Source organism: Streptomyces sp. NPDC050610 (assembly GCF_040654875.1).
Lineage (GTDB): Bacteria > Actinomycetota > Actinomycetes > Streptomycetales > Streptomycetaceae > Streptomyces.
In genome coordinates this window covers 78732-102952 of record NZ_JBFAIV010000029.1, presented here as the reverse complement: position 1 = coordinate 102952, position 24221 = coordinate 78732, and the positions used below count along the sequence as shown (strand labels likewise).

23 protein-coding genes and 1 pseudogene are annotated in these 24221 nt (G+C 72.8%); 12 read left to right on the top strand and 12 right to left on the bottom strand.

Annotated elements, in window-relative coordinates; all coding sequences use genetic code 11:
• Window positions 1-183: 183 nt before the first annotated feature.
• Together AB0I22_RS29745 and AB0I22_RS29740 are read left to right on the top strand one after the other, a co-directional pair.
• Window positions 184-1503, top strand: a complete 1320-nt coding sequence (locus tag AB0I22_RS29745; RefSeq protein WP_363134061.1) for a glutamine synthetase family protein — start codon at window positions 184-186, stop codon at window positions 1501-1503.
• 70 nt (window positions 1504-1573) lie between these two features.
• Window positions 1574-2851 carry a cytochrome P450 gene (locus AB0I22_RS29740; protein WP_363134043.1) on the top strand — a complete coding sequence of 426 codons (1278 nt, stop codon included), beginning with the start codon at window positions 1574-1576 and terminating at the stop codon, window positions 2849-2851.
• 163 nt (window positions 2852-3014) lie between these two features.
• Here AB0I22_RS29740 and AB0I22_RS29735 read toward each other — a convergent pair whose 3' ends face one another.
• The gene (locus AB0I22_RS29735) at window positions 3015-3425 is read right to left on the bottom strand and encodes a helix-turn-helix domain-containing protein (protein ID WP_363134042.1); all 411 of its coding nucleotides are present in this window, start codon (window positions 3423-3425) and stop codon (window positions 3015-3017) included.
• A gap of 98 nt (window positions 3426-3523) precedes the next feature.
• Between AB0I22_RS29735 and AB0I22_RS29730 the strand changes: the two genes are divergently transcribed.
• On the top strand, window positions 3524-4405 hold the full coding sequence (locus AB0I22_RS29730) for an alpha/beta hydrolase (RefSeq protein ID WP_363134041.1): 882 nt from the start codon (window positions 3524-3526) through the stop codon (window positions 4403-4405).
• A 117-nt stretch (window positions 4406-4522) separates the two neighbouring features.
• On the opposite strand, the gene AB0I22_RS29725 is transcribed toward AB0I22_RS29730, so the two are convergent.
• Window positions 4523-5239, bottom strand: a complete 717-nt coding sequence (locus tag AB0I22_RS29725) for a TetR/AcrR family transcriptional regulator (protein ID WP_363134040.1) — start codon at window positions 5237-5239, stop codon at window positions 4523-4525.
• 123 nt (window positions 5240-5362) lie between these two features.
• On the opposite strand from AB0I22_RS29725, the gene AB0I22_RS29720 reads away from it, so the two are divergent.
• On the top strand, window positions 5363-6322 hold the full coding sequence (locus tag AB0I22_RS29720; protein ID WP_363134039.1) for an NAD(P)-dependent alcohol dehydrogenase: 960 nt from the start codon (window positions 5363-5365) through the stop codon (window positions 6320-6322).
• 277 nt (window positions 6323-6599) lie between these two features.
• Here the strand turns inward: AB0I22_RS29720 and AB0I22_RS29715 are convergent, their stop codons facing one another.
• Both AB0I22_RS29715 and AB0I22_RS29710 read right to left on the bottom strand, forming a co-directional pair.
• Window positions 6600-7628: a nitronate monooxygenase gene (locus tag AB0I22_RS29715; protein WP_363134038.1), complete on the bottom strand. Its 1029-nt coding sequence runs from the start codon at window positions 7626-7628 to the stop codon at window positions 6600-6602.
• Between the two features lie 415 nt (window positions 7629-8043).
• A complete protein-coding gene (locus AB0I22_RS29710; RefSeq protein WP_363134037.1) occupies window positions 8044-8304 on the bottom strand; it encodes a hypothetical protein in 261 nt (86 codons plus the stop codon).
• 377 nt (window positions 8305-8681) lie between these two features.
• Between AB0I22_RS29710 and AB0I22_RS29705 the strand changes: the two genes are divergently transcribed.
• The 4 genes from AB0I22_RS29705 (at window position 8682) to AB0I22_RS29690 (ending at window position 11928) form a co-directional block, all read left to right on the top strand.
• The gene (locus tag AB0I22_RS29705) at window positions 8682-8981 is read left to right on the top strand and encodes a hypothetical protein (protein ID WP_363134036.1); all 300 of its coding nucleotides are present in this window, start codon (window positions 8682-8684) and stop codon (window positions 8979-8981) included.
• Window positions 8982-9304: 323 nt separating this feature from the next.
• Window positions 9305-9712, top strand: coding sequence for a YciI family protein (locus tag AB0I22_RS29700; protein ID WP_363134035.1), 408 nt, complete (start codon window positions 9305-9307; stop codon window positions 9710-9712).
• Window positions 9709-10866: a DUF6596 domain-containing protein gene (locus tag AB0I22_RS29695; protein WP_363134034.1), complete on the top strand. Its 1158-nt coding sequence runs from the start codon at window positions 9709-9711 to the stop codon at window positions 10864-10866. Before AB0I22_RS29700 ends, AB0I22_RS29695 begins: the two co-directional genes overlap by 4 nt.
• 240 nt (window positions 10867-11106) lie before the next feature.
• On the top strand, window positions 11107-11928 hold the full coding sequence (locus AB0I22_RS29690; RefSeq protein WP_363134033.1) for an IclR family transcriptional regulator C-terminal domain-containing protein: 822 nt from the start codon (window positions 11107-11109) through the stop codon (window positions 11926-11928).
• Window positions 11929-12594: 666 nt separating this feature from the next.
• Here the strand turns inward: AB0I22_RS29690 and AB0I22_RS29685 are convergent.
• Together AB0I22_RS29685 and AB0I22_RS29680 are read right to left on the bottom strand one after the other, a co-directional pair.
• A complete protein-coding gene (locus tag AB0I22_RS29685) occupies window positions 12595-13746 on the bottom strand; it encodes a hypothetical protein (RefSeq protein WP_363134032.1) in 1152 nt (383 codons plus the stop codon).
• Between the two features lie 368 nt (window positions 13747-14114).
• Window positions 14115-14477: a MerR family transcriptional regulator gene (locus AB0I22_RS29680; RefSeq protein WP_363134031.1), complete on the bottom strand. Its 363-nt coding sequence runs from the start codon at window positions 14475-14477 to the stop codon at window positions 14115-14117.
• Window positions 14478-14540: 63 nt separating this feature from the next.
• Between AB0I22_RS29680 and AB0I22_RS29675 the strand changes: the two genes are divergently transcribed.
• Window positions 14541-15374, top strand: a complete 834-nt coding sequence (locus AB0I22_RS29675; protein ID WP_363134030.1) for an alpha/beta fold hydrolase — start codon at window positions 14541-14543, stop codon at window positions 15372-15374.
• 43 nt (window positions 15375-15417) lie between these two features.
• Here AB0I22_RS29675 and AB0I22_RS29670 read toward each other — a convergent pair whose 3' ends face one another.
• Both AB0I22_RS29670 and AB0I22_RS29665 read right to left on the bottom strand, forming a co-directional pair.
• Window positions 15418-15804 carry a hypothetical protein gene (locus tag AB0I22_RS29670; protein ID WP_363134029.1) on the bottom strand — a complete coding sequence of 129 codons (387 nt, stop codon included), beginning with the start codon at window positions 15802-15804 and terminating at the stop codon, window positions 15418-15420.
• A 104-nt stretch (window positions 15805-15908) separates the two neighbouring features.
• Window positions 15909-16493: a short chain dehydrogenase gene (locus tag AB0I22_RS29665; RefSeq protein WP_363134028.1), complete on the bottom strand. Its 585-nt coding sequence runs from the start codon at window positions 16491-16493 to the stop codon at window positions 15909-15911.
• Window positions 16494-16769: 276 nt separating this feature from the next.
• On the opposite strand from AB0I22_RS29665, the gene AB0I22_RS29660 reads away from it, so the two are divergent.
• On the top strand, window positions 16770-17945 hold the full coding sequence (locus tag AB0I22_RS29660) for a glycoside hydrolase family 64 protein (RefSeq protein ID WP_363134027.1): 1176 nt from the start codon (window positions 16770-16772) through the stop codon (window positions 17943-17945).
• A gap of 83 nt (window positions 17946-18028) precedes the next feature.
• On the opposite strand, the gene AB0I22_RS29655 is transcribed toward AB0I22_RS29660, so the two are convergent.
• Together AB0I22_RS29655 and AB0I22_RS29650 are read right to left on the bottom strand one after the other, a co-directional pair.
• Window positions 18029-18556: a GNAT family N-acetyltransferase gene (locus AB0I22_RS29655; protein WP_363134026.1), complete on the bottom strand. Its 528-nt coding sequence runs from the start codon at window positions 18554-18556 to the stop codon at window positions 18029-18031.
• 140 nt (window positions 18557-18696) lie between these two features.
• Window positions 18697-19698, bottom strand: coding sequence for an NADP-dependent oxidoreductase (locus AB0I22_RS29650; protein WP_363134025.1), 1002 nt, complete (start codon window positions 19696-19698; stop codon window positions 18697-18699).
• A 199-nt stretch (window positions 19699-19897) separates the two neighbouring features.
• On the opposite strand from AB0I22_RS29650, the gene AB0I22_RS29645 reads away from it, so the two are divergent.
• Together AB0I22_RS29645 and AB0I22_RS29640 are read left to right on the top strand one after the other, a co-directional pair.
• Window positions 19898-20911, top strand: a complete 1014-nt coding sequence (locus tag AB0I22_RS29645; RefSeq protein ID WP_363134060.1) for a helix-turn-helix domain-containing protein — start codon at window positions 19898-19900, stop codon at window positions 20909-20911.
• 215 nt (window positions 20912-21126) lie between these two features.
• Window positions 21127-21390: pseudogene (locus AB0I22_RS29640) on the top strand (TetR/AcrR family transcriptional regulator); the annotation flags it as partial.
• Window positions 21391-21443: 53 nt separating this feature from the next.
• Here AB0I22_RS29640 and AB0I22_RS29635 read toward each other — a convergent pair.
• Both AB0I22_RS29635 and AB0I22_RS29630 read right to left on the bottom strand, forming a co-directional pair.
• Window positions 21444-22811, bottom strand: a complete 1368-nt coding sequence (locus AB0I22_RS29635) for a WS/DGAT domain-containing protein (protein WP_363134024.1) — start codon at window positions 22809-22811, stop codon at window positions 21444-21446.
• A 4-nt stretch (window positions 22812-22815) separates the two neighbouring features.
• Complete coding sequence (locus AB0I22_RS29630) at window positions 22816-23958, bottom strand: SDR family oxidoreductase (protein WP_363134023.1); 1143 nt, start codon at window positions 23956-23958, stop codon at window positions 22816-22818.
• Window positions 23959-24221 lie beyond the last annotated feature (263 nt).

The following is a 24221-nucleotide window of genomic DNA, read 5'->3' as shown; positions in this document are numbered from 1 at the left end:
GGCGCGCCGGGATCGCCGCCGATTCGCCGCGACCCCTTGCGCGGCCCTCGCCCCCTTCATATTGTTCGACCCCAAACGACTTACCGAGTGAGCCCGCGAACAAGCCCCGCAGGAAGGCTGGACAGGGTGAACGAAGAGAGCCCCGCCGCCCACGGCGACCAGGCCCGTCAGACCGTCACGACGCTGCGAGCGCGGAACATCGACGTGGTGCGCGTCCTCTACCCCGATCTGCTGGGCGCCGACCGTGCCCGCGACATCCTCGTCGACCACCTGCCGGCCGCCGTCCGCCACGGCCTGACGTTCTGCCGCGCCGTCTACCACACCAGCCCCCAGAGCGACGTCGTCCCCATGCCCGGGGGCCTGTCGGCCGGCATGCCGGACATCTCGGTCCGCCCCGACCTGGACACCCTGCGCGCCCTCCCCTGGGAGCCCGGTGTCGCCTGGTGCCTGGGCGACGCCCTGGACCCGGCGACCGGCGAGGCGGCCACCGAATCCCCGCGCGACCTGCTGCGCGGCGTCCTGGAGCGGACCGGCGAGGAGCCGCGCGCGGTGATCGGCCCCGAGCTGGAGTACTACCTGTGCGAACGGGACGAGGGATCGGTCACCGGCTGGTCGCCGTACGGGCGGGCCCCCGGCAACGTCTACAGCGCGGGGCTGCGCGGCGACCCCGACGGCCATCTGCTGCGCACCCTGCGGCACTTGAGGAAACTGGAGATCGGCGCGACGGCCGGGAACCGCGAGTTCGGCAGCGGCCAGTTCGAGATCAACCTCGACCACTCGGCGGCGCTCGACGCCGCCGACCGCGCGTTCCGCTTCAAGTCGGCCGTCAAGGAGATCGCGCGTACGGAGGGGCGGCTGGCGACCTTCATGGCCCGGCCCTTCAACGAGGAGGGCGGTTCCGGCTTCCATCTGCACCTGTCGATGGTGGACGCGGACGGCCGCAACGTCTTCGAAGGCCGTGCCGATGACGGCGCGAACGCACACGGCCTGTCCGCCACCGCGCGGCACGCCATCGCCGGCGTCCTGACCCACGCCCCCGCCCTCACCGCGCTGCTGAACCCGACCGTCAACTCCTACAAACGCTTCGGCCCCGACACCCTCGCCCCGTGGCTGATCGACTGGGGGCTGGACAACCGCAGCGCGATGGTGCGCATACCGCCCGAGCGCGGCCCCGGCACCCGGCTGGAACTGCGCCTCGGCGACGCCACCGCCAACCCCTACCTCGCCGTCGCGGGCGTGATCGCCGCCGTGGGGCTCGGCCTGCGGGAGAAGCGGGAACCGCCCGAGCCACTGCGCGGCTACGGCTACCAGGAGGGCGCCGCCGCCCGGCTGCCGGACACGCTCGGCGCGGCGCTGGACGCACTGGAGGACGACACGGACCTGACCGAGGTGCTGGGGGCCGGCTTCACCCGCTCGTTCCTCGCCTACAAACGCAACGAGATCGAGCGGTTCCGGCAGTACGTCACCGACTGGGAGTTCAAGGAGTACGCCTTCCTCACGTGACGGCCGATCAGCACCCCGCGCCCCGCCGCCAGCCGCCCGCCGCCCGCCGCCCGCTTCGAAGGACAGCCCCATGACCGTCACGTCCACCGCACCCGAACCGCTCCCCCTCGACGCGGTCGACCTCGCCGACCACGACAACTTCACCGACGGCGAGCTGCCCTGGCGGATGTTCGACACGCTGCGCCGCGAGGCCCCCGTCCACTGGCAGCCGGAGTCCGCGCCCAACAGCGGCTTCTGGGCCGTCACCCGGCACGCCGACATCGTGCGCGCCGGCAGCGACCCCGAGACGTTCACGTCCACGCGGTTCACCAACCTCGAAGAGGTCGACGAGGACCACCGCGAGCTGCGCCGCTCCCTCCTGGAGACCGACGGTCCGCGCCACCGGGCCATGCGCCGGCTGCTCCAGCGGCAGTTCACGCCGCGCGCCGTCGCCGGGTACGAGGTGTTCCTGCGCGGGCTGACCGCGCGGACCCTCGACGCGGCGCTCGCCAAGGGCCGCTTCGACTTCGTCCGGGAGATCGCGGCCGACTTCCCCATCAACGTCCTCGCCCGCATGCTCGACGTCCCCGAGCACGACACCCAGCGGCTCATCGACTGGGGCAACCGCATCATCGGCAACACCGACCCCGACTACGCGGACGTCCTGCTCGGCACGGAGGAGAGCGAGCGCTACCGCGACCTGCCGTTCCGCAGCCCGGCGGCGCTGGAGGTCTTCGCGTACGGCCGGGAGCTGGCGGCGCGGCGCAGGGGCGCCGGCGGCGACGACCTGGTGAGCCGGCTCGTCAACGAACCGCCGTCGGACGGGGCGGCCCTGTCGGCGCGGGACTTCGACAACTACTTCCTGCTGCTGGTCGTGGCAGGCAACGAGACCACCCGGCACGCCATTTCGCTCGCCACGCTCGCGCTGATCCACCACCCGGAGCAGCGGGAGAGGCTGCGCCGGGACCCGTCCCTGATGCCGGGCGCGGTGGAGGAGTTCCTGCGCTGGTCGTCCCCCGTCCACCACTTCCGGCGCACCGCGACCCGCGACACCGAGCTGGGCGGCAGGCGGATAGCCGAGGGCGAGAAGGTCGTCCTCTGGTTCTCCTCCGGCAACCGGGACGAGGCGGTCTTCGAGGCGCCCCACCGCTTCGACGTCACCCGCACCCCCAACGACCACCTCACCTTCGGCAAGGGCGGGCCGCACTTCTGCCTGGGCGCCTCGCTGGCCCGCCTGGAACTGCGCGTGCTGTTCGAGGAGCTGCTCCCCCGCCTCGCCGACATCCGCCTCACGGCCGAGCCCCGCCGCGTCCGCTCCAACTTCGTCAACGGCCTCAAGGAACTGCCGGTCGAGATCACGGCGGCCTAGTACTCCAACACCATCTCCGCGTCGTCCCCCGCCAGTTCCTTCGTCGACAGCCACCACGTCGGCGACATCCCCGGCGTCTCCTACGCGGCACCAGGGCGGCGACGCCGGCCGCATCGGGTACTCGGGCCACCAGCGCTGAGCGCGGAACCGGCCCGCCTGTCCCTCACCGGCCACCGGCCTCCTGGTCGACGGCTTCGTTGGCGCGGTCGATCTCGGTCATATGCTCCTCCGCCCAGGTCCGCAGCCCCGCGAGCGCGACCTCCAGAGACAGCCCGAGTCCGGTGAGCCGGTAGAAGACCTGCGGCGGCACGGTCGGTTCGACCCGGCGCGCCACCAGCCCGTCGCGGGTCAGGCTTCGCAGCGTCACGGACAGCATCTTCTGCGAGACGCCGGGCATCCGACGCCTCAGCTCCGCGAAGCGCACCTCGTCCGGTGCGGCATCAGCGAGCGTCTTGACGGCCATGGAGGTCCACTTCGTACCAATGCGGTCCAGCAACTGCCGCGTCGGGCACTGGGGATCGAACAGATCGCCGCGCGCACCGCGACCGGCGGTCCGGGCTTCTCGGGTGGTCACCTGCGACTCACCACCTTCCCTGAAAGTGCCGTCTGGGCACCGGTCGGACAGTTACCTATCGTTTTGTAGTCACCAATGGTAACCGCGAAGGGACCGTCATGCCCACCCCCGCACACCGACTGCACCGCATCACGACGAACGGCGTCCAGCTCAACGTCGCCATCGCCGGAGACGGACCCGCGGTCCTCCTGCTGCACGGCTTCCCGCACACCTGGCAACTCTGGAGCGGCATCATGGGCCGGCTGGCCGGGCAGTACCGGGTCATCGCCCCGGACCTGCGAGGCTTCGGCGCCAGTACACGAGCCGTCGAGGGCTACGACGCGGGGACCCTCGCCACCGACGCCGAAGGGCTGCTCGACGCACTCGGCGAACCCTCGGCAGCGGTGGTGGGCATCGACGCCGGAACCGCCCCTGCCGTCCTGCTCGCGCTGCGCCGCCCCGGCCTCGTCCGCCGCCTGGTCGTGATGGAGGCACTGCTCGGCCCCCTTCCCGGAGCAGAACACGTCTTCGCGGGCGGCGCCCCGTGGTGGTTCGGCTTCCACGCCGTCCCCGGCCTCGCCGAGACCGTCCTGGCCGGCAACGAGGCCCCGTACATCGACTGGTTCCTCGACTCGGGGACGCTCGGGCGGGGAGTACCCGACGACATCCGTGCGACCTTCGTCCACGCGTACACCGGAAGCGAGGCCCTGCGCTGCGCGTTCTCCTACTACCGGGCCCTGCCCACCAGCGCCCAGCAGATACAGGACGCCGTCGCGACGGCCCGGCTGACGATGCCCACCATGGCCATCGGCTCTCACCCCATCGGCGCCGGGCTCGAACGCCAACTCCGCCCCATCGCCGACGACCTGGTCGGACACCAGCTCCAGGACTGCGGCCACATCATCCCCCTCGACCGCCCCGACGCGTTGTTCGCGCTCCTTGCTCCCTTCCTCTCGACGACGAGGCCGACGGGGCCGACGGGGCCGGCGATCCGGTCGTAAGGCTCCAGTGCGAGCTGCTTGAGCCGGGCGAAAACGCCCAGTCGTATCCACTCGTCGCGGCGGTTGCGGATTGCGGTCCCCAGTGATCAAGGAGCGCGTACCTGTCCGCGCGATCTCCTAGTCGTTCGGCCTCGGCTCGTTCGGACTGGGCACGTTCCGTCCCGGCTCGTTCCATCCCGGCAGCCGGTGGATGTGGCGCAGGCCCAACGGCGGGGGCGGGGACAGGGGTTCGGCGCGGTCGGCCCGGAAGGACTGGAGGAAGTAGCCGACCAGCCGCCGGGAGGCGGCCGATGCGTCCTGCTGGGTTCCCTCGACGACGCCGCAGTTGGCCAGGAACAGGAGCGTGAGGTCGGCGGGGTCGAAGTCCTGGCGCAGCCGCCCCGCGTCCTTGGCGCGCCGCACCAGCCGGTCGAGGCCGGCCTCCGCGCGGGTGCGCTCGCGCTCGTACTCGACCGCGTCGGGGGACCGGGAGAGGAAGGCCGCCGTGAAGCCCCGGTCGACAGTCTGCATGGCGCACACCTTCTCGATGACGGAGCAGAATCCGCGCCAGGGGTCGGGGTCCTCCAGCGCCTCGTCGAGGATGGCGACGCAGCGGGCCAGTTGTTCGGCGAACGCCTCGGCGACGAGGGAGGCGCGGGTGGGGAAGTGCCGGTAGAGGGTGGCGGCGCCGACTCCGGCCCGGCGGGCGATCGTGGTGAGGGGCACGTCGATGCCCCGGCTCATGAACGCCTCGCGGGCGGCTTCGAGGATGCGCTCGCGGTTGTGCCGGGCGTCGGCGCGCAGCCCCGCCGCACCGGTCGGCCGGTCGCGCTTCCGAGGGGTCTGAGCAGGCATGTCTCTCACTTTACGGTAAGTGGAAGGTGTCGCCCGGTTATGGCGCTAGCTTGGGCGAGCAGGCGTAGAGCCCCCTCTCGTCGGCGAATCCCCGGCAGACGACAGAGACAGGACGGTCATGCCGTGAACGAGATGCGCGCTGCCCTCTACGACCGGTACGGCCCTCCGGAGGTGCTGTACGAGGGCAGGGTGCCCGTGCCGGACGTCAACCCCGGCGAGGTGCTGGTCCGCGTCCGCGCGATCAGCGTCAACGGCGGCGAACTGGCGGGCCGGGCCGGAAAGGTGCGTCTGGTGACGGGGCGCCGCTTCCCGCAGCGCACCGGCATCGACTTCGTCGGCGAGATCGCCGAGGTCGGCGCCTCGGTGACCGGCGTCCGGGAGGGTGAGCGGGTGTGGGGAGTCCTGGGTCGGATGACGAGCGGCAGCGCGGCGGAGTACGTCACGGTCCGCCCCCGGCAGATAGCCCCCGCCCCGGGCAACCTCACTCCGGTGGAGGCTATTTCCTTGCCCGCGGGCGGTACGACCTCGATCACCGCCCTGCGCGACAAGGCTCGTCTCAGACCGGGCGAACGCCTTCTGGTGCGCGGCGCCAGCGGCGGTGTCGGCAGCGTCGCCGTCCAGCTCGGCAAGGCCTTCGGCGCCCACGTCACCGCCCTCGCGGGCCCCAACAACCTCGACTTCGTCCGCGGCCTGGGCGCGGACGAGGTCTTCGACCACCGGACCACCGGCCCGTCCGAACTGGGCTCCTTCGACGTCATCATGGACACCGCGGGCACCGAACACCCTGCCTTCCGCCGGCTGCTGGCTCCGGGCGGCCGCATGGTGGCCATCGCCTTCGACATGGCGAACCCTCTCCCCAGCATCGCCTATCTCCTCGCGTCCGCCCTCCACGGCTCCCGCCGGGTCCGCTTCTTCAGCGGCAACCCCCGCCACGAGCTGTTCGCCGAACTGACCCGGTACGCGGAGAACGGCGATGTCCGCCCCGTCGTGGACACCGTCCACCCCCTCGCCTCGATCGCCGCCGCGCACCGGGCGCTGGAGGCCGGCGGCGTGCGCGGAAAGCACATCATCGAGATCGCGTGAGGCACGGCCGTTCCGGATCGGCGCCCGGCCCCGCCCCGCCCGGCGCCTCCTCCCGGACCGCGGCCGCGGTGACGCTCGTACCAGGCGTCAGGCCGCCAACCGGCGCACGTTCAGCACAGCGGTGGCCGTGAGGCCGACCGCGACCACGCAGCCACGCAGTCCCGCAGGACAGCGGTGGACATGCGACGGGCGGAGAGCGCACCGCCGCCGGGAATGGCACGGCCGCCGGGAATCGCACGGCCGCCGGGAATCGCACGGCCGCCAAAGACCGTACGGCTCAGGGCCGATGGCCGTTCCCGAACCGGCTCAGCACCCGCTCGGCGCGGTCCATCATCTCCCGGACGATCTCCCCGGCGGACCCGATGTCGCGGATGAGGCCCACGCCCTGCCCCATCAGCCAGGGCATCTCCTCCCAGTCGGCCACGGTCTCCGGCACCGGCGGCAGCACGTTGAACTTGCGCAGCACGGTCTCCTCCCCCTGGAAGACCGTCGTGCCGACCTCGGCGAGCGAGTCACGGTCCGCGGGCACCTGATCCAGCCGGTCGTCCCACTCGGACACCACGCGGTCGCGCTGTACCCGCATCGGATTGAAGTCCGGCCACTCGGGGCCGAAGACCGCTGTACGCACCGTGTCCTCCCCTCGGGAGGCGAGCAGCCGACGGTGGTGCTCGGGATGCACCCGGGCCTCCCGTGAGGCGGCCAGCCGGGTTCCCACCCATACGCCGTCGGCGCCCAGGCACAGGGCCGCCGCGACCTGACGGCCGTCGGTGATCCCGCCCGCGGCGAGGACCAGCGCGCGGTCCCCCACGGCGTCCACGACGGCGGGGACGCCGACCATGGTGGGCAGTCCGCCGTAGTTGTGCCCGCCGGCCTCCCAGCCCTGCGAGACGACGACCTCCACGCCGTCGTCGACGGCCGGTTCGGCCGCCGCCGCGGAGCCGACCTGTTCCCACACCGACACACCGGCGTCGCGCAGCAGCCCGATCTGACCGGCCGGCGGGTGGCCCCAGTGGAAGGAGACGATCGGCACCCGCTCCTCGGCGCAGACGCGGACGTGGTCGGCGGTGTCGAAGTAGGTGACCAGGTTGATGTTGAAGGGCGCTCCGCCCACGCCGGCCCGGACCTCATGGATGATCCGCCGCAGCCCGTCCGGGGTGGTGAGCGCGGCCCCCACCGCCCCGATACCGCCCGCCTTGGTGACGGCGACCGCCAGATCGGGGGTCCCGCCGGCGATGGCCATCCCGGCGCCGGCGAACGGGTACGGTACAGCGAATCTCTCGGTCATCCTGGTGGCAAGCGCGTTCATGACGGCTCCCTCCCGGTTCCTGGAAGACGTTGTGTTGTACGGGTATGGGGGCCGAGCCGGCGGCGCGGGCAGCCGAAAGGCGTGTCCTGCTCCCTCACCGCGTCCGGGACGGTCACTCGCCGATGACGATGTCCGCCGCCTTGCCGTACTCGCGCAGCCCGCCGCGCGCCGTGGCCAGGTCGTCCAGCGTCAGGCCGGGCATGACCGCGTCCACATGCGGTGAAGACCGGCTCGGGCCGCTGCGGCACGGAGACGACCGTCCCGTCCGCCCACACCGCGATGCCGGAGTAGGCGGCCGGTTCCCGCAACCGCCCGAGGCTCAGGTCGGCGATGAGGGCGCGGAAGGGGCCGACGACCTCGTTGCCGCGGAACCCGAAGTCGACGCAGGAGTGGTGGTTGGCCAGGCACTGTTCGGTCAGCGCGGTGAAGCGGTCGTTGCCGACCACTGTCCAGATCCGCGGACGTACCGCCTTCGCGTGGGCCAGGGCACGACCGTGCCGTCGATGTACACCGGGGCCACGTCGGGGATGTCCGCCAGAGCCGAGGCGAGGGTCAGGGCGCCCAGGCTGGGGAAGTTGGACCAGTCGGTGTGGTCCTCGGGGCGCGTGACGGTGCAGACGGAGCCGTCGAGGACGGTGTTGGAGTTGGGCGGGTTGACGATGATCACCTGGGCCATACGCCCGACTCCCCGTCTGGGAGGGCTCATTCATGGCTCTCGGCTCATGGGCCTCGGCTCACGATCTGTTGGGCCCTTGGGCCCTTGTCTCTTGGTTCTGCGAGACGCCGCCGGCAGAGGAAACGACGGGCCGAGAGGGCGTGGGAGAACAACGGTAAGCACGCGGACGTCGAGGGATGGCCGAAACGACCGGTCTGGCGTGTTCGATTACGAACATGACCTGATGCCGCGTAGACACGGCTGACCTGTCACCGCTCCGGACAGGTACGGACACGTGCAGACAGATACGGGCAGACACGAACAGGTACGAGCAGGCACGACGTCAGGCGTCAGGCGCCAGGCGTGAGACGTCGCGACATGCCACGGAGAGGGCTCAAGTGGCACTACTACTCGGGCTGTTGTCGAGCGTCCTGTGGGGTGCGGCGGATTTCGCCGGAGGGCGGCTGTCGCGGGCGCGGTCCGCGTACTCGGTGATCTTCGTGGCCCAGACGGCGGCCCTGGGCGGCACGGTCCTCCTGCTCCTCGCCCCTGTCGCCGCCCGAGCGGAACCGGCGGTGGACGCACCTGCCCTGGCCTGGGGCGTGGCCCGCCGGCTCGACCACGAGCGCCTCCGGCCGCTCCAGCTGGCCGGCATCACGGTGACTTTCCTCGGCGTCGCCTGCATCGCGGCCGGCTGATCGCGCTCGCGCGCTCCGAACAGTGGCACGATCTGGCCATGAGCCCGCCCATCCCCGTGCCGGTTCGCCACGGCCGCCCCGGACCGTCGGCTCCCCCGATCGAACACCGACGCCTCGATGCGGCTCGATGCGGCTCGATGCGGCGGAGGCGGCCCGCCGCGTCCGCACCCGGCCCGGTGCCGGTACCGCTGAAGCGAGGTGTAAAAAGTTCGGCCGGCGATGTCGAGAATCCGCGACCGGCTCCGTCCCCGCAGTGAACGTGACAGCGAATCTGACAGCGAACGCGGCCGCGAGAGGCCGCACCAGCGACGAGGAGACCCACCATGGCCAAGTACTTGCTGCTCAAGCACTACCGCGGCGCCCCGGCCCCGGCGAACGACGTGCCCATGGACCAGTGGACGCCGGACGAGATCTCGGCCCACATGCAGTACATGCGCGACTTCGCGGACCGGCTGGAGGAGACCGGCGAGTTCGTCGACGGGCAGGCGCTCGCTCCTGAGGGGACGTTCGTCCGGTACGACGGCGAGGGCCGGCCGCCCGTCACCGACGGGCCGTTCGCCGAGACCAAGGACCTCATCGCCGGCTGGATGGTGATCGACGTCGACAGTTACGAGCGCGCCGTCGAGCTGGCCGGGGAGCTGTCGGCCGCGCCCGGGGCGGGCGGCGAGCCGATCCACGAGTGGCTGGAGCTGCGCCCGTTCCTCACCGCGCCGCCCACCGTCACGGAGTGACCTCCGAAGTGGACGAAACCCTGCTCAGGAGCCTCTCGCCGGGCGTGCTCGGCATTCTCGTCCGCCGCGGAGCCGACTTCGCGGCGGCCGAGGACGCCGTGCAGGAGGCGCTCATCGAGGCGGTCCGCGTCTGGCCGGCCGACCCTCCGCGGGACGCGAAGGGCTGGCTGGTCACCGTGGCCTGGCGGCGGTTCCTCGACGCGGCGCGGGCGGACACCGCCCGCCGGCGGCGCGAGGGCCTCGCCGACGAGGAGCCGCCGCCCGGTCCCGCCCCCTCGGCGGACGACACGCTCCAGCTCTACTTCCTGTGCGCCCACCCGTCGCTCACGCCGTCGTCCGCCGTCGCGCTCACCCTGCGCGCCGTCGGCGGGCTGACCACCCGCCAGATCGCCCAGGCGTATCTGGTGCCCGAGGCGACCATGGCCCAGCGCATCAGCCGGGCCAAGCGCACCGTCTCCGGCGTGCGGTTCGACCGGCCCGGCGACGTCGCCACCGTGCTGCGCGTCCTCTACCTGGTCTTCAACGAGGGCTACTCGGGCGACGTCGACCTCGCCGCCGAGGCCATCCGGCTCACCCGGCAGCTCGCGGCCGCGATCGACCACCCCGAGGCGGCGGGGCTGCTCGCCCTCATGCTGCTGCACCACGCCCGGCGTACGGCCCGAACCGCGCCGGACGGCGGCCTGGTGCCGCTCGCCGAGCAGGACCGCGGCCGGTGGGACACCGCCGCGATCGCCGAGGGCATCGGAATCCTGCAAGCGGCCCTGGCCCGCGACCGGCTGGGCGAGTACCAGGCCCAGGCGGCCATCGCGGCGCTCCACGCCGACGCGCCCACCACGGCGGAGACCGACTGGGTGCAGATCGTCGAGTGGTACGACGAGCTGGCGGGCCTGACCAACAGCCCCCTCGTCCGGCTCAACCGCGCGGTGGCCGTCGGCGAGGCCGACGGCCCGCGCGCCGGCCTCGCGGCGCTCGCCCTCCTGGACGACTCCCTCCCCCGCTACGCCGCGGTGGCCGCCTACCTCCACGAGCGCGAGGGCGACCTGTCGACGGCCGCGCGGTTGTACGCGCGGGCCGCCGCGAAGGCTCCCAACCTCGCCGAGCGCGACCACCTGACGCGCCAGGCCGCCCGGCTCAACGCCGGCCGTCGCCGCTGACGTCGCTGACCTCGCTGCCGCCGCTGACGCCGCTGACGCCGCTGACGTCTCTCACGTGGCGGCCCGCGCCCGGCACCGCGTGCACAAGCTCACAAGCGTTCAACGCGTTCACGCTCACGCGCCCTCGCCCGCCTTCCACACCTGGGATGGATGGTGCTTGATGGAGAGGAAGCCCCTCCAGAACCCGGTCTGCCGGCCGGACAGCCACGGTGCGGGAAGGGACAAGGAGGTTTCTCACCGGTGTACAAGAGCATGTGCAAACGCGAAACGCCGCCGCTGTCGGCCCCTGTGACGGCGAACGGCGGGCGGCTCGCCGGCCGACTACTGAGCGTCCTGAAAGCCGTCCGGGCGTGCGGCGAATCCGCCACGCTCACCCAGGTCGTTCAGCTCACCGGACTGGCCAAGACCACCGCCCACCGCCTGCTGGCGGATTTGCAGGACCTGGACATGGTGAGCCGGGACGGCGAGTGCTACCGGCTGGGGAACGCGGTGCACGAACTGGCCGCGTCCAGGGAGGAACAGCACATCAAATTCCTCAGACTCGCGCTCAAGCCACTGCTGCTCCCCCTGTATGAGAAGACGCGCTACGTAGTCGGTCTCGGCGTGCAGCACGGGGATTCCGTGCGGTTCATCGAGCTGATCTACAGCGAGCAGTACAGCCCCGTGATCGGTCGGCTCGAAAAGCCGACACCGTTGTGCCAGAGCGCCGCCGGAAAGGCCCTGCTCGCTTATCCTCCGGCGCGGTTCGCGCCGGGCCGCGGCCGGCAGAGCCGTCTGGAGACGCTCGCCGCGCAGTCGAGCCTCGGCCCGGAGCTGGCGCGGATACGGACCCGCGGCATCGCCCTCGACGAACGCGAATCCCAGCCGGGCATATCCGCCGCGGCCACCCCGGTGTTCGGGCCGCGCGGGCAGCCGTTGGCCGCGCTGAGCATCGGCGCCTTCCCCGAGGTGTTCGACCTCGCGAGGGGGTGTGCGCTGCTGCGGCACTCCAGCCGCCACGCCCGCCGGATCCTGCAACGGACAGCCGTTGCCGCCGAGTACCCGCGGGCGGCCAACGGCTGAACCGGGCGCGGCGGAAGGCGCGCGTACGAGGCCCGCGACCGTACGAGCCGTACGTACGAGAGGCGGGGGCATCTGGCCGGCCACCACCAGCACGGCGTTCGACGTCTCCTGCTTCGAGATCTTCGGCGCCCTGCTGAACGGCGCCCGCCTGGTGCTGCTGGACCGGGACGCCCTGCTCTCGCCCGACGCGCTGGCTGCCCGGATCCAGGACGTACGGGCCACCGTGATGGTGCTCAGCGCGGGGCTCTTCCACGAAGTCGCCGCCTGGTGGCCGGAGATGTTCGCGCCGCTGCGCTGCCTGTACGTCACCGTCGACGTGCCGCAACGCCTCGGCGGTCCGCGAGGTGCTGCGGCACGGGGCGCCGCGGCGGCTGATCAACGCGTACGGCCCGACGGAGAACGGGATCTTCTGCACCAGACGCGAGCGCGTCATCACGGGGCCGGCTGCTCACCAGTGCGCTCCCCGCGTACGGGCGGGACAATTTCGAGCAGGCCATGGAGGCCTCGGGCATCAGCTGCCCGCCCGTCGACGACGCCCTCATCGACCACTACCTGGACCACTTCGAGGACATCGGCTTCCTGGCCCCCGGGCGGCCCGGCGCTCCGTGACGGATACGTGCGCGGCCGCTGGGGACGGCGCCGAGTAGGGAGCCGGCCCGGACCGCCCTACTTCTTCGGGCTGCGGAAGCGGCCGAACGCTTTCGTGAGGGCGGTCAGCGGCGAGCCGTCCGGCTTGCTCTGCCCCAGTACGGACGGCCGGGGCGCACCGTCGCCGCCGCTGGTCCGGGCCAGCTCGGCCTGTGCCTCCTCGGCCGCCTCCCGGTACAGGTCGCGGGAGTTCGTCATGGCGTCGAGCGCTTCGGCGTACTTGGCGACGAGGCCCTGGGCATGGACCAGTTCCTCTTCCGGGGTGAGCAGGTGCCAGCCCTGGCGCAGCCGCGTCAGGGCCCGTTCGGCGCCGGCCGGCAGCGGTCGCGGCAGCGCGGCGAACTCCTTGATCCTGTCGAGGAGTTCGGTCGGTTCCGAACCGTCCAGGAAGACGTTGCGCACCGTGTACCGCTCGGCGTCGTACTCCGGGTCCCGCGGTTCCGTGGGCAGGACGACGGCGCCGCCGCGCGGGATGCGCACGCTCAGCTCGCGCTTCATCGCGAAGTCGACGATCTGCGCCTGCTCCGGCGTGCCGCGGTGCTCGACCACCCGGTGCCGCAGGCTCGGCGGCAGGAACGTGGAGACCGGCTGCTGCCCGCGCGCGTCCGGCGTCATCGCCTCGTGGATCACGACGTGGACGTACCAGCTCTGCCGGGTGCAGTCCCGCAGCCGGCGGCGCAGCTCGTCGTCGTCCTTCGGCAGGTGGTTCGCCGTCCGCAGGCGCACGTCCGGCACCGTGTCGTAGTCCCAGGCGACCCGGTCGCTGTCGGGCCAGAACATGGTGGCGGGCGAGGGCCAGTGCTCCTCCCAGGCCCGTTCCGCCTCGGCGGCGAGCGTCCAGGCGACGCCCTCGCCCTTCTTGCGGCGGGCCTCGGGGTCGTACGTGGTCAGCTGTGCGCGTACGGTCACGTCGTCGCCGACGCGCCAACGGGCCTCGAAGAGGCGACGGGCCGTGGGGCCGGGGTCGGCGGACTCGTCCCGCGGGTGCAGGACGGTGGACCGGGCGGCCTCGGCGGGTTCGAGCTCCAGGAAGTCGTCGAGCACCCCGGCCGCCTTGAGGGCGATCAGGTTGCGCCGGGCGTCCTGTTCGGGCTCGGGCCCGAGGTGGCGACCGCACGCGAGCCACGCGGAGTCGGGGGCGGGGGTCGAGGGGGTGCTGTTCTTGGCCATGGAGTAGTTCTGTGGGGGTTCGGGGCCCGACCAATGTGGTCTGCGGACCTGGCGGTCATGGTCTGTGAACCTGTCGTACGGTCTTCGAGCCTGGCGTACGGTCGTGGACGTGGGCGATGGAAGCGGTACCCCGTCCACGGCTTCACCACGCCCGCGGGCGGTGCGTGGATTGGACGAGGACGAGCCGAACCGGATCCTATAGCGGCGGCCTCGACGGACGAGGGACCTCGGCTCCGACACCCGCGGGCCCGGGACCTCGGTCTATGCACCAGGAGGGGACTCGGCCGGGTTCGCGGGGTTTTGGCGCCGGGGCCGCGTCGAGTCTCGGCCTGGGATCGCTGAGGACGGCCCTGGACGGCCGGGGCCGTTCAGTCGGCCGGGGGCGGCCCGGCGGCGATGACGGTGTCGAGCATCGTGCGGGAAGCCCGCAACGCGTCGATGCTGCGGGTGATCCGCTCACTCTCGTCCTTCAGCTGGGCGACGAGGTCCGGGCAGGTGGGCACGAGGTGGTCGTCGTCCGCGCGAATGCAGGGCAGGACCTGGGCGATCAGTGCGGTCGGGAGCCCCGCGGCGAGCAGGCAGCGGATACGGCGCACGGTCTCCACGTCCGGCTCGCCGTAGACGCGGTAGCCGCTCGGCAGCCGCTCCGGTTCCAGCAGCCCTTGCTGCTCGTAGTAGCGCAGCAGCCGCTCATGGACTCCCGTGCGCCGGACCATCTCCTGCATCCGCATGCGGCTCGCCTCCCGGCTCGCGACTTGACTCTGACATTGATGTCGGAGTTTAGCTTCGTCGGCATGACCACCACCGAGCACTCGCTCCCCACCTCCCGCCTTCCTCACCTTCCTCGCCTTCCTCACCTCGACACCCTCGTGCAGGGCAGCGGCCCCGCGCTGCTGCTGGCCCACGGCGCCGGCGGGGGCGTCCACGGCAACTTCGGCCTCGTACTGGACGACCTCGCCCGTGACCACACGGTCATCGGCCCCCACTACCCGGGGGCGGGCGGCACTCCGGTCGCCGCGGCCCCCCTGGACGTGGACGAACTCGCCGACCAACTCGTCGCCTCCGCCGTCGCGGCGGGGCAGGAGTCGTTCGCGGTGCTCGGCGAGTCGCTGGGCAGCGCCGTGGCCGTACGGGTCGCCGCCCGCCACCCCGAGCGCGTCACGGCGCTCGTCCTGACCGCCGGCTTCGCTGTCGCAGACCCGGTCCTGTCGCTGGCCGCCCAGCTCATCAAGGCGCTGGCCGCTGCGGACCGGTGGGACGAGGTGGCCCGGCTCGCCACCCTGTCCTGCATGTCCGCGACGGAGCTGGCGGCCATCGCCCCGGCCGACCTCGACGCCAAGGCGGCCCAGACCCTGGCCGGGCTGCCGCCCGGGACGGTGGACCACTTCGACCTGGTGTCCCGAGTCGACGTCCGACCGGACCTCGGCACGCTGTCCGCCCCCACCCTGGTGGTGGCCCCGACCGGCGACCGCCTGGTACTGCCCGAGAGCTCGTACCGCCTGGCGGCCGGCATCCCGGACGCCCGCCTCGTCGAACTCCCCGGCGCAGCCCACATGTTGAGCGAGCCCGACCGTATGGCGTGGCTGCGGCACGTACGCGCGTTCCTCGGCTCCCTCGCCGTGAAGTAGGCGTGGCCACGCCGCCGGGGCGGGTCGGAGACCGGCTCCGGTATCAGGCGCCGAGCTGCTCCAGGACGCGGTGGCGAAGCAGCTCGTACTCCTCACGGAGCCTGCGCCACTCGGTCACGGGCGGGCGGGGTATGACGACGCCTTCGGTGACGGTCTCCTCCGGCCCGAACTGCTCGCGGGTGAGGTCGACCTCCACGCCCGGACCCAGGCGGTTCCACCAGTGATAGTCCACACGCTCCCCACCGACGCGCACCTCTCCCCGCAGCAGCTCGCCTCCCAGCAGGTCGTTGAGGACCATGGCGGTCACCCCGCACTGGTCCCGAGCCGGATTGCCGGGACTCCAGCGCGACCGGAACTCAGGCGTGCACGTCTCGGCACTCCAGCTGCCGCGCACGGCGCGTTCGATGTCGGTGAGGAGCGATGTCGTCATGCCGGTGATCCTGCCAGGGGGCACTGACAATCGACGGTGGGCCGGACGGGCTGGGGCCGGTCGGCTGCTGCCTTCGAGGGCGTCGGGCCGGTCTCCTTCGACGGCTACGGACGTACGGTCCGGCCTTGTGCGGCGCCTTCCACCACGTTCACGTATGCCCGGGCCACCTCGGAGACAGGCGTTCCGTCGGCCCCGTCCGCGCCCATGCCTTCCAGGGTTTCCTTGATCCAGCCGGGGCTGATGAGATTGATGCGCAGCCTTCGCGGTAGTTCGCTCGCCGCATTGCGGACGAAGCCTTCCAGGCCGGAGTTGATGAGGGCGCCCAGCGAGCCGCCGGCCAGCGGAGCGGTGAAGGTCCCCCCGGTCAGCGTGATGGAACCGCCGTCGCGCACATGGCGCGCAGCTCGCTGGACCAGCGTGACCTGGCCGAGCAACTTGCCCTGAATCGCGGCCGCGATCTCTTCGTCCGCCGCCGATCCCAGATCTATCAGCGGGCCGCCGGCGGCGCAGCACACCACCGCGTCGAGATCCGTCACCTCGTCGAAGAGCGTGTCCAAAGAAGAGGCATCCGCCACATCCACCTTCGTCGGTCCGCTGCGGGAACCCTTGACCACCTGATGAGAAGCCTCTAACGCACTGGCGACAGCGCTGCCGATCGTTCCTGTCGCCCCGATCACAAGTACCTTCATGCCGCGGATCATGTCAGGGCCGGCGATACGCGGACATGCCATTTCCTGCCTCCGGCACTCAACGCGGTGCAGCCGGTACGCGCGTTCGGGCCCGGCCCGCGTGTGGGCGAGGTGGCCTGGAAACGGGCAGAAGTCGGAAGCAAGATCGCCTTACAACACCTCCCACAACACAGACCCCTCGCGCTAACTTCTGTGGTGACCTGTTTCTCGGGCTCTCGGCCCCCTGGCTCGTCGGTCAGGGGCCGAGCCCCCCACTTCGCCGAGGAGCGCCACTTCATGAGCATGCACATCAGCCGCAGGAAGTTGCTTGGAGGGGTAGCGGCCACCGTCGCCGCGGCCGGGACCGGCCTCACCCTCGCAAGCCCACGCGCCATCGGCGCCCAGCAGCGGGCCGGGTCTCTGCCTCTCTCGATCGTCAACAAGACGGGAAAGTACGGCAATTCGTCGATATGGGTCTACATAGTCGGCAATCAGGGCAACCAGCAGGTCCGGGTCACCCCGGACGGCAAGATCGCGCCCGTGCAGCTGTCCGACAACGGGCCCGACGGCTGGACCGACTACGCCATCCCGCTCACCGGCAGCGGCGACACCAAGCTGACGCTGCCTCAGATGTCCGGCCGGATCTACGTCGCCCTCGGCGACAAGCTCAAGCTCAAGGTCGTCGCGGACGGCGCGGGCAAGCCCGCGCTGCAGTACCCGGCCGGATGGGTCTCCGGCGATCCCAACTACAAGATCATGCACGACTGCGCCGAGTTCACCTTCAACGCGGACGGCATGTTCTGCAACACGACCATGGTGGACATGTTCAGCGTCCCGCTGGCCATCCGCCTCACCGGCGCCAAGGACCAGACGACCGGCACGCTGAAGGACGGCGCCCGCGCCAAGGTCTTCGCCGACCTCGCCGCCGTCGACGCGTTCGCACCGCTGATCGTCGAGGGTGACCTGCGCGTCATCGCCCCGGGTCACGGCCTGGACGTCGGCCTGTTCGCCAAGGACTACTTCGCCCCGTACATCGACGAGGTGTGGAACGCGTACGGGTCCAAGGACCTCAAGGTCACCACCGACGCGGGTACGTTCACCGGCCGGGTGAGCGGTGGAAAGTTCGCCTTCAACGGCCCCGCCGCCGTCTCCTTCGCCAAGCCCACCACCCGCGACGTGCTCTTCTGCGACGGCACCCTGGCCGCCCCCAACGACGGGCGGACCGGGCCGGTCGCCGCCGTCCTCGGCGCGGGCTTCAACCGCACCACGCTGCACGACACGCCCGCTCAGCCCACCACCGACCCGGCCGCGTTCTACAAGGCACGCACGACCAACCACTACGCCAAGGCCATGCACGCGGCCACCGCCGACGGCCACGCGTACGGCTTCGCCTTCGACGACGTCGCGGGCTTCGCCTCGTACATCCAGGACACGGCGCCGACAGGGATCACGCTCACCCTGACGCCCTTCTAGCCTCCGGCCCGGAGCGGCATACGGACACCGCGGGCCCCGGCCACCCCCACGTGGCCGGGGCCCGCCCGCGCGAGCGCCCCGGCTCAGCCGTGAGACTCCGCGGCCGCCGCCTCCCCGAGGACGCTGAACGAGATCCAGACGTCGGGAGTCAGTTCCGGCCGCCCCGGTATCGGCCTGCGTTGCTCGCTCCACGCGTCACCGGCGATCTGCGTGGCGACGCGACGCCAGAAGCGCACCGCGGCCACGTTGGCGTCCTGGAAGGCGACTTCCCACGCGCCCGGGTGTCTGGCCACGATCTCCTGAACGGCGCGCAGCCCGATCCCGGTCCGTCGCGCGCCGCGCGCCACGAAGAAGGTGTTCAGCACGCGCGTCGGCGCGTCGAGACTGCGGACGAACGCGAAACCGGCAGGGCTGCCGCCGCTCGTCAGGAGGTACGGCGCCCAGTCGGGATCGCAGAACGCCTTGTCGAGCCAGCCGTTGCGGGGGAAGGTCCCGTCAGCGCCGGGCAGCAGGCCGTCGAACTCCGACAGGTCATGACGGAACATCAGCCACAGCCGCTCCACTGCGGGCCGGTCGGCGACGCCCGCTCGGCGGATGGTTACGTCTGGCACGAGACTCCTTCACAGAGGTGGTCAACGGGCGACCAGCATCCGTCACTTGCCCGGTCGGCGGCGCCGGGGCAAGAAGGATCACACCCGACCGGGGCGTCGGCAACTGAGTACGCGGGCCTGCCGTTCCCGAGCCGCCCCCCTCAGCGCACAGTGATCACCAGCTTCCCCGTGGTGCGCCCCGTCTCCCCCAGGGTGTGGGCGCGGGCCCCGTCTGCGAGGGGGAAGACACCGGAGACGTGGGGACGGAGCCTGCCCCGCTCGGCGAGTTCGGCGATGGCGCGCATCCCGGCCTGGTCGTGCTCGACGACGAGGACGGCGGCTCGGACCCGTGCCTTCTCCGCCGCGGCCCGGGTGTGCTCGTCGCCGGGCAGCAGGGAGACGAGGACGCCGCCGGGGCGCACGACGCCCACGGAGCGGGTGGCGGTCGGTCCGCCGAGGGCGTCGAGGACCACGTCGTAGGGCTTCTCGGTGTCGGTGAAGTCCTCGTGGCGGTGGTCGACGCAGGCGTCCGCGCCGAGTTCGCGCAGGAAGTCGTGCTTGGGGGCGCTCGCCGTTCCGGTGACGTGCGCGCCGCGTTCCTTGGCGATCTGTACGGCGAGGTGGCCGACGCCGCCGGCCGCGGCGTGGATCAGCACTCGCTGCCCGGCCCGGAGGGCCGCGGTGTCGACGAGGGCCTGCCAGGCGGTGAGCGCGGCCAGCGGCAGCGCGGCCGCCTGGACGTGGTCGATCCCGGCGGGCTTGGCGGCGAAGGCGCGGGCGGGGCCCGTCACGTACTCGGCGTGGGAGCCGGCCCCGTACGGATAGGGCAGCATGCCGAACACCTCGTCACCGGGGCGGAAAAGGGTGACGCCGAAGCCGGTCTCCACCACGGTGCCGGAGACGTCCCAGCCGAGGGTCAGCGGCGGGGACGGCAGGAAGATGCTGAGGGCGCGGTGCTTGAAGTCCGTTGGGTTGAGCCCGGCAGCGTGCACGGCGACGAGGATCTCTCCGGTGCCGGGCGCGGGGCGCGGGAGTTCGGTCAGCCGCAGGACCTCGGGGCCGCCGAGGCGCGTCTGGTGCAGGGCGAGCATGACGGGGGCGCCGTCCGGGCCGGCCGCCGGGTTCGGGGAGTCGGGGTTCTCAGAGGTGTCGGTCGAGGTCATGCCTTGATCCTGGTCGTACGGTCCGCCCCGGCACGATGGCGAGAAGGTCATGCTCCGATACATTCCTGCCATGTCCGCACCCCCTGCCGCCCGCCGTGTCCCCGGCGTCCGCGGCGCCACCACCACCGCCCGCCCCGCGCCCGCCGCGCCGTTCCCCGGCCGCGACCTCGCCGAACGCGGGGCCGAGCTGGAACGCCGGATGCGCCCGGCCCCACGGCCCGGCGCCCACAAGGTCGTCGTACTCGCCCTCGACGGCGTCTACCCCTTCGAACTCGGCATCCCGCACCGGGTCCTGGGTTCCGCCGACGGCCGCTACGAGGTGGTCTCCGCGAGCGCGGACGGGCGCCCCGTACGGACCGACGCGGACCTGACCGTCACCCCCGGACACGGCCCCGAGGCGCTGGCCGGCGCGGACACCGTGATCATCCCTCCGTACGCGCTCTCCGCCGCCTCGGCCGCCGCCCCGGACCCGCGGGCCCTCGCCGCCCTGTCCCGCGTCCGCCCCGGCGCCCGTCTGGTGTCCATCTGCACCGGCGCCTTCCTGCTGGCCGCCGCCGGCCTCCTGGACGGACGCCGGGCCACCACCCACTGGGCGCTCACCGACTACTTCCAGGAACTCTTCCCCCGGGTCGAGCTCGACGCCGACGTGCTCTTCGTCGACCACGGCGACGTACTGACCTCCGCGGGCGCGGCCGGCGGCGTCGACGTCTGCCTGCACCTGGTGCGCCAGGACCACGGCAGCGAGGTGGCCAACCAGGTCGCCCGCTGCTGCGTCGTACCGCCCTACCGGGACGGCGGCCAGGCGCAGTACATCGAACGGCCGCTGCCGCCGCCGAGCGAGGCCGGCACCGGGCCGACCCGCGACTGGGCGCTGCGGCGCCTGCACCAGCCGCTGTCGCTGGACGAGCTCGCCGCCCACGCGGCGATGAGCACCCGCACCTTCGCCCGGCGCTTCCGCGAGGAGACCGGCCTGAGCCCCGGCCGCTGGCTGACCCGGCAACGGCTGCGGCACGCCCGCCGACTGCTGGAGTCCAGCGATCTCCCGGTGGAACGCGTCGCCCACGAAGTCGGCTTCGCCACCGCCACCTCCCTGCGGCGCCACCTGGCGGCTGAGGCAGGGGTCGCCCCGTCCGCGTACCGGCGCACCTTCCGCGCGGCAGCCCCGGCAGCGGACCCCGTCGAGGAGACCCCGAGGACGGATTCCGCTCACTGACGCGACGCCGCCGCGCCACCGGCTACCCGCCGCCGCCCGTCCCGGCCGGCCGGCGCGTACAGGCCGCGAGACGGCCGTCCCCGCGTCACCGGCGCGTGCGGGCCGCGAAACGGCCGTCCCCACGTCAATCGGCCGGCCTCACGCCGACGACGGCGGCTGGTCGTCCAGGGCCATGAAGTGGGCGGTCAGGTCGTCGGCGAAGCGGGCGAGGAGGCGGCCGAAGTCCCCGCGGACCGCCTGCCTGGGGCATCGACGCCCTGACGCTCTACGTCAACGCCTACACCCTTGAGACGTCCCTGCTCCGCCACTCCGGCGACGCATGGGTCCTCGGCCGGGACGAACTGCTGGGCCGGTTCGCCGACCTGCCCGACGCGTTCCCGCAGACCAGGCGCTATGCCGCCGAACTCACCTCGGGAGCCGGGCACGAACGGTTCGACTTCACCGTCGGGCTGATCCTCGACGGCCTGGCGCGCCGCTGAGGTTCAGCCACCGGCGGGCCGACGCGGTGCCTCCCCCCGCCGGCCCGCCGCGCTCAGGGGCCGGACACCCGCGCCGTGCCCAGCGCCTCCAGCTCCCGGAGCCACAGCCCCGGCAGGTCCGCCACGCCCCGGACCGACGCGTCGGCGGTGAATCCCACGCTCACCAGGCCGTTCAGGGTCACCAGCACCGCGGACAGCGGGTGTCCCGCCGGGAGGAAGTTCAGCGGGAGCACCTCGTGTACGGGCGCGCCCGCCAGCCGGAGAGGGTGGGCGGGGCCGCGGACGTTGCTGGCGAGGAGCGTGCTGCGGTCGGGGCGGAAGTAGCGCTCCATGCACCACGCGCCCAGGAAGCGGGGCAGCCCCCAGAACACGCCGTGCACCACGGGGTGGCGCAGGGCGCGCGCCAGTCCCCTGGTGCGTGCGGCGACCGCGGCCAGCCGCTCGCCCGGGGCGGCGAGATCCACGGGCAGGGTGACGCGTCCGGGGAGGTGGCGGTTGCGCAGGACGCCTTCGCGGTGGCGGCGGATGTTGACCGGGCACAGGGCCCGTACGGCGCGCAGCCCGTCGGCGGTCTCCTCCCCCGCCCACGCGCGCAACGCCCCGGCCAGCGCGGCGAGATAGACGTCGTTGACGGTCGCGCCGTGCCGGTGGCCGATGCGGCGCAGGACGTCCAGGCGGGTGTGGGCGAAGAGGTGGCGCAGCCGGGGCGGGGCGTCGGCCCGTACGGCGGCGAGCCGGTCGGCGGCGCCGCCGCGGTCCAGCAGCGGGCCGGTCACCGCCCGGCTCGCGCGGGCCAGGTCGGCGACGGCCCGGACGGCGGCCGCCCCGCCCCCTCGCGAAGGCGCGCGGCAGGCCGCGTACGAGAAGGCGGCGGCCTCGTCCGGGTCCTCGGGGCTGCAGAGCGTGGTGAGGACGGCGGCGGCGCCTCCCCCGTCGAGCAGGACGTGGTCCCCGCGCCACAGCAGCGCGAACCGGCCGTGCGGCAGCCCCGTCAGGACCGTGCAGTCCCAGCCCGCCTCCGGCAGCGGCCGGGCCGCCTCGGCGTCCAGCGTCCGGTGCCAGCGGCCCGCCGCGGCGTCGGCGGCGTCCACTGCCGCGTACCGCATCCCACCGGCCGTCGCCTCGGGGTCGCCGAGCGCGGGAAAGGCCGCCGCGGAGCGTTCCAGGACCGTCCGCAGGAGGGCGTCGTCGGGCACCGGTCCGGCGCACACCAGGGCCGCTCCGATCGCCAGGCTGGACCGGGGGTGGCAGGTCCGGTAGGCGGCCAGTCCCGCGTCGGAGAGCAGGACCGCTCCGGTGGCCGCCTGGGAGCCCTGCCGCTGCCGCGGCCAACGGACCTTCTCGCGCCGGGGCGTCACCCGCTGCTCCGGCCGGACGGTCTCCCGCCGGGGTGTTCGCGGTCCCTGGCCCGTCGTGGGCACGGCGCTACACCGCCGCCCGCTGACGCGCGCCGCTCCGGTCGAAGGCGCGGCTGAGGTACGCGGCGTCCACGTCCGGCGGTTCGGGCAGGTCGCCCACGTCCTCGCGCAGATGGGTCCGGTCGTACGTACGCCGCTGCACGCCGAAGTCGAGGAGGTGGCCGGCGTGTTCGATGACGAGGGCCTCGTGGCGGGAGGGGTTGCGTACGGTCGGGACGACGGTGAGGCGCAGGCCGGGGTAGAGCTCCCGCAGCGCCTCGCGGGCCGTGGGGAAGGCGACTTCGCGGGGGTGGGTGACGTGCACGGTGCGTACGCCGGCGCCGGCGCCGGCGCCGGTCCGGGCGCGGCCGGCGGCGGCCACCCGCAGCAGGGCCTCGGCGGCGTAGTCGGCCTGGAGGAGGTTCATGGTGCCGTGCGGGTCGCCCTGGAGCCGCATGGGCAGGACACCGCCGCGCATGGGGAGTCCGGGGTCCTGGTCCGCGCGGGGGCGGAGGGTGTCGTCGACGAGCCGGGCGACGTAGTCCAGCGGCTGCGCGGGCAGTCCGGCGGGGGCGGGGCGGTCGGACACGAGCAGGCTGGGGCGGACGATGGTGGCGCGGCGGCCCTTCGCCGCGGTCCAGGCGCGGATCATGCGCTCGGTGGTGTACTTCGTCTCCTCGTACCGGGTGTGGAAGCCGTCGGCGTCGCTGAGGTCGTCCTCCATGATGTGGCCCGCGTCTCGCCGGCCGGCGACGAAGGCGGTGCTCACGTACACGAGGTGGGCGTCCGGGGCCTGTTCGGCGAGGTCCAGTACGGCGCGGGTGCCGCGGACGTTGGTGCTGAACAGCTCCGACTGGTCGCCCGCCAGGTGCAGCCGGGCCGCGCAGTGCCACACCTGGGCGGCTCCGGCGGCGGCTTCGGCGAGCTCTCCGGGCGTCAGCCCCAGCGTCGGCCGGGTCAGGTCGGCGCCGACGCAGCGCACGCGCTGCCACGCGTCCGGTTCGACGGGCGGGCCGTCGAGCCAGGCCACGGCGGCCTCGACGCGCTCGCGCAGGGTGTCCGGGGACCCGCGGCCCAGCACCGTGACGGTTTCGCGCGTCTCCTCGGCGAGCAGGTGCCGCAGGACGCGGCTGCCCAGGAATCCGGTTGCTCCTGTGATGACGACTGACACAGCGCGCTCCTCTGCGAGTTCTTGCCTCGGGACCGCCGGGGGCGGCGTATACCGGTTGATCCGATCACCGCGGCGACGGTCCGCGCGCCGGTCGCGGGGCCCCGCGACGCCGTGTCCGGGAGTGCGGGCCGGGCGTGACGGGCCCGGCACGACGCCCCCGAAACCACCCCTATGAGTGAAGGTGAACGAACAAGCCCCTTTCACTCTCTTCAGCGTTTCTCGGGCGTCGTCCCTCGACGGGTGACTCCAGCCGCTCTCGGCGG

Bases quoted from the DNA above. Each gene is read 5' to 3' on its own strand.
- AB0I22_RS29740 (WP_363134043.1), top strand. From the start codon at position 1,574: ATGACCGTCACGTCCACCGCACCCGAACCGCTCCCCCTCGACGCGGTC.
- AB0I22_RS29730 (WP_363134041.1), top strand. From the start codon at position 3,524: ATGCCCACCCCCGCACACCGACTGCACCGCATCACGACGAACGGCGTC.
- AB0I22_RS29725 (WP_363134040.1), bottom strand. From the start codon at position 5,239: ATGCCTGCTCAGACCCCTCGGAAGCGCGACCGGCCGACCGGTGCGGCG.
- AB0I22_RS29715 (WP_363134038.1), bottom strand. From the start codon at position 7,628: ATGAACGCGCTTGCCACCAGGATGACCGAGAGATTCGCTGTACCGTAC.
- AB0I22_RS29710 (WP_363134037.1), bottom strand. From the start codon at position 8,304: ATGGCCCAGGTGATCATCGTCAACCCGCCCAACTCCAACACCGTCCTC.
- AB0I22_RS29700 (WP_363134035.1), top strand. From the start codon at position 9,305: ATGGCCAAGTACTTGCTGCTCAAGCACTACCGCGGCGCCCCGGCCCCG.
- AB0I22_RS29685 (WP_363134032.1), bottom strand. From the start codon at position 13,746: ATGGCCAAGAACAGCACCCCCTCGACCCCCGCCCCCGACTCCGCGTGG.
- AB0I22_RS29680 (WP_363134031.1), bottom strand. From the start codon at position 14,477: ATGCGGATGCAGGAGATGGTCCGGCGCACGGGAGTCCATGAGCGGCTG.
- AB0I22_RS29675 (WP_363134030.1), top strand. From the start codon at position 14,541: ATGACCACCACCGAGCACTCGCTCCCCACCTCCCGCCTTCCTCACCTT.
- AB0I22_RS29670 (WP_363134029.1), bottom strand. From the start codon at position 15,804: ATGACGACATCGCTCCTCACCGACATCGAACGCGCCGTGCGCGGCAGC.
- AB0I22_RS29665 (WP_363134028.1), bottom strand. From the start codon at position 16,493: ATGAAGGTACTTGTGATCGGGGCGACAGGAACGATCGGCAGCGCTGTC.
- AB0I22_RS29660 (WP_363134027.1), top strand. From the start codon at position 16,770: ATGAGCATGCACATCAGCCGCAGGAAGTTGCTTGGAGGGGTAGCGGCC.
- AB0I22_RS29650 (WP_363134025.1), bottom strand. From the start codon at position 19,698: ATGACCTCGACCGACACCTCTGAGAACCCCGACTCCCCGAACCCGGCG.
- AB0I22_RS29645 (WP_363134060.1), top strand. From the start codon at position 19,898: ATGCGCCCGGCCCCACGGCCCGGCGCCCACAAGGTCGTCGTACTCGCC.